7 protein-coding genes are annotated in these 7,371 nt (G+C 71.8%); all 7 read left to right on the top strand.

Annotated features, from left to right (window positions below; all coding sequences use genetic code 11):
* The coding region (locus tag VFZ20_RS14595; RefSeq protein WP_329684635.1) for a hypothetical protein at window positions 1-346 on the top strand (346 nt) is incomplete at its 5' end.
* The gene (gene purS, locus VFZ20_RS14590) at window positions 343-612 is read left to right on the top strand and encodes a phosphoribosylformylglycinamidine synthase subunit PurS (RefSeq protein WP_329684634.1); all 270 of its coding nucleotides are present in this window, start codon (window positions 343-345) and stop codon (window positions 610-612) included. The genes VFZ20_RS14595 and purS, both read left to right, overlap by 4 nt.
* Window positions 609-1,304, top strand: coding sequence for a phosphoribosylformylglycinamidine synthase subunit PurQ (purQ, locus tag VFZ20_RS14585; RefSeq protein WP_329684633.1), 696 nt, complete (start codon window positions 609-611; stop codon window positions 1,302-1,304). The genes purS and purQ overlap by 4 nt, the downstream gene beginning before the upstream one ends.
* A 478-nt stretch (window positions 1,305-1,782) precedes the next feature.
* A complete protein-coding gene (locus tag VFZ20_RS14580) occupies window positions 1,783-2,490 on the top strand; it encodes a hypothetical protein (RefSeq protein WP_329684632.1) in 708 nt (235 codons plus the stop codon).
* Window positions 2,491-2,599: 109 nt separating this feature from the next.
* Entirely contained in the window at window positions 2,600-4,909 is a 2,310-nt protein-coding gene (gene purL, locus VFZ20_RS14575) for a phosphoribosylformylglycinamidine synthase subunit PurL (protein WP_329684631.1), read from the top strand.
* Between the two features lie 213 nt (window positions 4,910-5,122).
* Complete coding sequence (locus VFZ20_RS14570) at window positions 5,123-6,190, top strand: glycosyltransferase family 2 protein (protein ID WP_329684630.1); 1,068 nt, start codon at window positions 5,123-5,125, stop codon at window positions 6,188-6,190.
* Window positions 6,187-7,371, top strand: a 1,185-nt coding sequence (locus VFZ20_RS14565; protein ID WP_329684629.1) for a hypothetical protein, incomplete at its 3' end; no start/stop codon positions are given. The genes VFZ20_RS14570 and VFZ20_RS14565, both read left to right, overlap by 4 nt.

Here is a 7,371-nt window from a genome sequence, read left to right as displayed (position 1 = left end):
CCTGGGGCTGATGATGGTGAGCAACGTGCTCTACCCCGTGATGCCGCGGTTCACCGTGCGCACGTGGGGCGGGCGGTTCGCCATCTTTCTGGCCGTGGCGTCACTGGTGTCGGCGTTCACGTATCCCGAGTACTTCTTTTTCCCCTTCTCCATCCTGTACATCACCTACGGGCTGGTGCGGTCGGTGGCGATGGGGCTGGCGGAGCGTCTGCCGGAGCGTGACTTCCTGGAAGACGAGCTGGAGCCGGATGAACGGCGCGAGCTGGACTACGAGCAGATTCGCCCGCGGCGCTTTGGGCGGCGCAAGGCGGATCGCAGACCTATGAATCGCGGAGATCGCACGTGACGGAATACGGCATCGAGGTGCGGGTTACGCCGCGCCGCGGCATCCTGGACCCGCAGGGCAAGGCGGTGGGCGGCGCGCTGTCGTCGCTGGGCTTCGACGGCGTGGGCGAGGTGCACGTGGGCCGGCTGATCGTGTTTGGCCTGGCGGCGGAGAGCGAGGCCGACGCGCGCGAGCGGGCCGACGCCATGTGCCGCCAGCTGCTGGCCAACCCCGTGACCGAAGACTACCAGGTGGCGGTGCGGGCGCCCGCCGGGAGCGCCGCGTGAAGATCGGCGTGGTGACCTTCCCCGGCAGCAACTGTGACTACGACTGCTACAAGGCCGTCCAGGAAGGGCTGGGGGCCGAGGCCGTCTACCTGTGGCACAAGGAGCACGACCTGCAGGGGGTGGACGCCGTCTTTCTCCCCGGCGGGTTCAGCTACGGCGACTACCTGCGGGCGGGCGCCATCGCGGCGCACAGCCCCATCATGCGCGAGGTGATCGCCTTCGCCAACGACGGCGGCCCGGTGGCGGGCATCTGCAACGGGTTCCAGATCCTGTGCGAGAGCGGGCTGCTGCCGGGCGCGCTCATCCGCAACCGCGGTCTCAAGTTCCGCAGCCGCGACGTGCTGCTGCGGGTGGAGCGCGCGGCGGCGCCGTTCACCACCGAGTACACGGTGGGCGAGGTGCTGCGCATTCCCATCGCGCACGGCGAGGGGTGCTACACGGCCGAGCCGGAGACGCTGGACGCGCTGGAGGCCAACGGGCAGGTGGTGTTCCGCTACTGCGACCGCGAGGGCGAGGCGACGCCGCAGGCCAACCCCAACGGCAGCGCGCGCAACATCGCGGGCATCGTGAACGGGGCCGGCAACGTGCTGGGGATGATGCCGCACCCGGAGCGCGCCATGGACCGGGCGCTGGGCAGCGAGGACGGCCTGGGCGTGTTTCGGTCGGTGGCGGAGTTCCTGGTACCGAGCTGAACAAGTACCAAGTACCAAGTACCAAGTACCAAGTGGCATGGACGGCGCGGATCTGATCCGGTAAAGGCCGTCCGCTCGCCGGAGCGAATGAATTCGCCGCTGAAAAGTCGCGAAGTCCGCCTGCGCGGACTGCCCCAGCGGATGCCGGCCCAGGTGCACCGGGGCGACCTTCGATGGCGCAAAGGCCGCAACGGTGTACGGCGACGGAGTGCGGCAGGAGCCGGCGGCGAAGGCCGACATCACGTTTTCGGTGCCGCGAATTCATTCGCCGGGGCTGGGGCGCGGCGACGGTGCGACATGCCGACGCAGATCCGCACTCGGCATCCGGCACGGACGGCGCCCGGCTCGGGACCGAAGTTCACTTGGCACTTGGCACTTGGCACTTGGCACTTGGCACTTGGCACTCGGCACTCGGCACTCGGCACTTGGCACTTGGTACTCGCCACTTGGTACTTTCCCCTTCTCCCGGAGGCGTGAGATGAAGAACGCGATCCTGCTGGCCCTGGCGGCGATGTCCGTCGCCGCCGCGCCGGCCGCCGCGCAGACCATCGCGCAGGGGATGACACCCGCGCAGGTGCAGTCGGAGTTCGGCGCGCCGGCCACCACGCGCGACGCCGGCGACTGGACGTACTGGTACTACCACAACGGCTGCCCCCGCCGCTGCGGCAGCGACGACGTGGTCTTCTTTCAGAACGACCGCGTGGTGGCCGCCGTGCTGCGGACCAACCGCCGCCACTACCGCGGCCCGCAGGCCGACGACGCGCTGCAGGCGGCGGACGACGGCACCAGCGGCGTGCGCGTGAACGCGGCGCCGGGCGCCGGCGAGCCCGCCCGCGTGGGCGGCGTGCGCGTGGAGTCGGAGCCGGCCGGCACGATGGTGATCCCGCCGCAGGGCACGCCCGTGGAGGGAACGCCCGTGCCGGCGCGCGAGGGGCGCCCGGGCGAGCCGTCCACCATCCGAATCGAGAACACGGACGGGACGGCGCCGGCCCCCACGACGGTCATCCGCGCCGAGCCCGTGGACGGCAACGGCGCCACGGCCGCCCCGGCGGAGAACACCGAGGCCACGGACACGCAGGGCCAGACGTCCATCGACCGCAAGAACCAGCGGAACGAGCGCGACCGCACCCGCCAGCCCACGGCCACGGAGCGCGCGCGCCAGAACGACCGCCGGGGAAATCCTTGAAACGACGAGTGCGAAAGTGCGGGAGTGCGAAAGTGCGAGAGTAACGACTCGCGCCTTTCGCTCTTTCACTTTCGCACTTTCGCACTTTCGCACTCTCGCACCTGCCGTTATGCCCGAGCCCAGACCCGGAGACCCGCGGATCACCCCCGAGCTGGTGGCCGACCACGGGATCAGCGAGCACGAGTACTCGCTGATCCTGGACATCCTTGGCCGCGAGCCCACCTACACCGAGCTCGGCGTGTTCAGCGCCATGTGGAGCGAGCACTGCGGCTACAAGAACAGCAAGCCGCTCCTCCGCAAGCTGCCCACCAAGGCGCCGTGGGTGCTGCAGGGCCCCGGCGAGAACGCCGGCGTCATCGACGTGGGCGAGGGGCTGGCCGTCGCCTTCAAGATCGAGTCGCACAACCACCCCAGCGCCGTGGAGCCCTACCAGGGCGCCGCGACGGGCGTGGGCGGCATCCTGCGCGACGTGTTCACCATGGGCGCGCGCCCCATCGCCTGCCTCAACTCCCTGCGCTTTGGCGAGATCGACGGCGCGGACGCCGACCGCGTGCGCTACCTGTTCGCCGGCGTGGTCAAGGGCATCGGCGACTACGGCAACTGCGTGGGCATCCCCACGGTGGCCGGCGAGGTGTACTTCGACGCGGCGTACGAGGGCAACCCGCTCGTGAACGCCATGGCCATCGGCCTCATGAAGAAGGAAGAGCTCATCCGCGGCGTCGCGTCCGGCGTGGGCAACCCCATCATGGCCGTCGGCAGCAAGACGGGGCGGGACGGCATCCACGGCGCCACCTTCGCCAGCGCCGAGCTCAGCGAGGAGAGCGAGGCCAAGCGGCCCATGGTGCAGGTGGGCGACCCGTTCACGGAAAAGCTGCTGCTGGAGGCGTCGCTGGAGCTCATCCGCAGCGGCCACATCGTGGGCATCCAGGACATGGGCGCGGCGGGGCTCGTCTCGTCCTCGACGGAGATGGCGGCGCGCGGCGGCACGGGCGTGGACATCGAGATCACCAAGGTCCCCGTCCGCGAGACGGGGATGACGCCGTACGAGATCCTGCTGAGCGAGACGCAGGAGCGCATGCTTGTCGTCGCCAAGGAAGGCCGCGAGGACGACGTGCGCGCCATCCTGGGCCGCTGGGACCTGGACGCCGAGACCATCGGCCACGTGACGGACACGGGGCGCTACGTGGTGCGGGAGAACGGGACGGTCGTCGTCGACATCCCCGGCGAGCCGCTCGTGGACGCCTGCCCCACCTACACCCGCGAGGGCCGCGAGGCGCCCGAGATCACCGAGGCGCGCCGCTTCGATCCCTCGTCCCTGGAGGCGAAGGCGGAGGAGGCGGATCCCACCTGGACGCTGCGCCAGCTGCTGGACTCGCCCACGGTGGCCAGCAAGCGCTGGGTGTACGAGCAGTACGACAGCACCGTGCGCACGGGCACCGTCGTGGGTCCCGGATCGGACGCCGCCGTCGTGCGGCTGCGGGGAACGCGCAAGGCCATCGCGGCCACGGTGGACTGCAACAGCCGCTACGTCTACCTGAACCCGTACGTGGGCGGGCAGATCGCCGTGGCCGAGGCGGCCCGCAACCTGGCGTGCAGCGGTGCGCTGCCCCGCGCGGTGACGGACAACCTGAACTTCGGCAACCCGCTCAAGCCGGAGGTCTACCACCAGCTGAGCGAGTCGCTGCGGGGCATCGGCGAGGCGTGCGAGGCGTTCCAGACGCCCGTGACGGGCGGCAACGTGTCGCTGTACAACGAGAACCCGCGCGGCGCCATCTATCCCACGCCCACCATCGGCATGGTGGGCGTGGTGGAGGACCTGGCGCACGTGACCACGGCGGCCTTCAAGGAGGCCGGCGACGCCATCGTGCTGCTGGGCGAGAACACGGCGGAGCTGGGCGGCAGCGAGTACCTCAAGGTCATCCACGGCCGCGTGGCCGGCGACGCACCGGCCGTGAGCCTGGAGGGCGAAACGGCCCTGCAGACGGCCGTGCTCGCCATGATCCGCGCAGGGGTCGTGCGGTCCGCGCACGACACGGCGGAGGGCGGCCTGGCCGTGGCCCTGGCCGAGAGCGCGTTCGGCGAGGCGCCGTTCGGCGTGGACGTGGAGCTGACGGACGACCTGCCCGCCAACGCGCTGCTCTTTGGCGAGGCGCAGGGGCGCATCGTGCTGAGCTGCGCGGACGGCGACGTGAACGAGGTGCTGGCCATCGCGCGCGAGCACAACGTCCCGGCAAAGCGCATCGGCACGGTGGGCGCGCCGTTCGGCACGTTCGCCATCCGCACGCCGCGCGGCTCCGTCCAGGCGCCCGCGTCGGAGCTGGTGGCCCTCCACGAGAACGCCATCCCGCGCCGGATGGAGGGCAGCATCGAGGACCTGGAGACGTCGCTGGAGTCCCTCGTCCAGAACGGGCAGGAGTAAACGCCCGTTCCACGGGCGCACGTCGTGCAGGGAGCGCGAGGACCCGCCGGCCGGGGTCCCTGCCCTCCCTGCACGCGTCGTTTCCGGCCCCCGCGGCCGGCGCGCGTGCCGCGGCCGGCGCCATGACCGCAAATCCTGGCGGATGGTGAACGCACCTGATATCGTCCGCCACACAATGTCCCGCCCCACACTGCATCGAGAGCGACGGACCGGATGAAAGCCACCCGTGACGCGGCCGGCCCCGCGACGGGCGCCCCCCGTCCCCGCGACGCGCGCGTACGGCTCGCCCCGCCGCGCGAGCCGCGCATCGCCGTCGTCATCCCCGGCTACCGCGCCGCCGACACCGTGGCGGAGGTCATCGCGGCCATCCCGCCCCTGGTCTGGCGCGTCTACGTGGTGGACGACGGCTGCCCCCAGGGCACGGGCGACCGCGCGGAGGGCGTGGACGACCGCGTGCGCGTGCTGCGCAACCCGCGCAACCTGGGCGTGGGCGGCGCCACCAAGCGAGGCTACGCCGAGGCCCTGCGCGACGGCGCGGACGTGGTCGTCAAGCTGGACGCGGACGGGCAGATGGACCCGGCGTTCATCCCGCGGCTGGTGGCGCCGCTGCTGGCCGGGCGCGCGGACTACGCCAAGGGCAACCGGTTCGCGCCGCTCCACCGCACCCCGCGCGGCGCCCCGCCCGCGGAGAGCCGGCCCATGCCGCCCGTCCGCCGCCTGGGCAACAACGTGCTGTCCTTTCTGCACAAGGGCGTGACGGGCTACTGGGGCATCGTGGACCCCACCAACGGCTACACGGCCATCCACCGCGCGGCCCTGGAAAGCATCGACCCGGCGCGGGTGGCGGACTGCTACTTCTTCGAGACGGACATACTGTTCCACCTGAACCTGGCCGACGCGGTGGTGCACGACGTGCCGCTCCCCGCGCGCTACTCGGGCGAGGTGAGCAGCCTGAGCGTGCGGCGGTTCCTGGTGCGCTTTCCCCTGCTGGCGGCCAGCCGCTTTTTGCGGCGCGTCGGGGTGAAGTACTTCCTGCAGGACTTCAACGTGGCGTCGCTGCAGCTGCTGCTGGGGCTGCCGCTGGTGCTGGCCGGCGCCTGCTTCGGCTTTTACCGCTGGATGGCGGCGCTGGAGAGCGGCGTGGCCAACACGGCCGGGACGGTGATGTTCGCGGCCCTGCCCATCATCCTGGGGTTCCAGCTGCTGCTGTCGGCGCTCACGTACGACGTGATGCACACGCCCCGCGTTCCCCTTTCCGCGCGGGGCGAGGACGGCGGATGACGGACGCACGGCCGGCGGCGGAAGCACGGATGATGGCGGACGGGCGAGGGGGGACGCTCCCGCGCTGGATGGCCGCGCCCTCGCCGGCCCTGGCGTTCGCGCTGGCGGCGGCGGTGCACGCGGGCTACGCGCTGCTGACGGGCGCGGCGTTCGGCGGCGACTCGGAGGGATACTCCCAGGCGGCGGACCGGCTGATCGCCAGCGGCTTTGACTACGCGGGCGTCGTGGGGCAGACGCAGTCCACCTACCCCGCGGCCATGTACGTGCTGTTCGCGACGGTGGTGGCGCTGCTCAAGCTCGTCTTTGGCGGGGCATGGGCCGCGGCGCTCGTGGGGCTGAACGTGCTGGCCGCCGCGGGGACGGCGGCGCTGGCCGTGTCCGTCGCGCGGCGGGCGACGGACAGCGCCCTGGCGGCGTGGGGCGCGCTGGCGCTGTTCACGGCCTCGTTCCCCGTCACCCGGTGGACGCCGTTCATCCTTTCCGACACCACCTTTCTCTTCCTGGCCTTTCTCGTCTTCGCGGCGGCGGCGGACCGCGTGCTTCACCGCGACAAGGGGTGGGCGCCCGTGTTCGCCCTGGCCGCCGTGGCCGCGTTCTACCGGCCCACGGGCGCGGTGCTGCTCCCCGCCGCCGCCTGGGCCCTGTACCTGGCCCGCAGCCGGCCGGGACGGGGGCGCCGCATCGTCACGGGGCTCGTGGCGGGAGCGGGCGTGGCCGGCGTGCTCGTGTTCTCGTGGATCATGCAGCGGCCCGCGCGCTGGCCCCTGGGCGCGCTCACGGGGACGGTGGAGCGGACGGCGCGGTTCTACCGCGTCGGCGAGGTGGTGTCGGGGCGGGAGCCGACCTTTCACGCGCCGCCGTCCACGGTGGCGGACTACGCGGCCATCACGGCGGACCGGTTCATCCATTTCTTCGCCGTGGGCGCGAGCGACTTCAGCCTGGCGCATACGCTGGTGAACGCGGCGTTCTTCGTCCCCGCGTACCTGCTGGCGGCGTGGCTGTTCGTCGCCATGCTCCGCGGGCGCGACGGCCTGACGCAGCCCCGGCGCGACGTCTTCCTGGCGGCCGCGGGGTTCGTGCTGGCCACGGCGGCGTTCCACGCGCTGCTGCAGGTGGACTTCGACTGGCGCTACCGCCTGCCCGTCCTTCCCCACCTGATGGTCCTGGCGGCGGGGGGGATC

The organism is Longimicrobium sp. (genome assembly GCF_036280135.1).
Lineage (GTDB): Bacteria > Gemmatimonadota > Gemmatimonadetes > Longimicrobiales > Longimicrobiaceae > Longimicrobium.
This window is presented reverse-complemented; position numbering and strand designations above follow the sequence as displayed.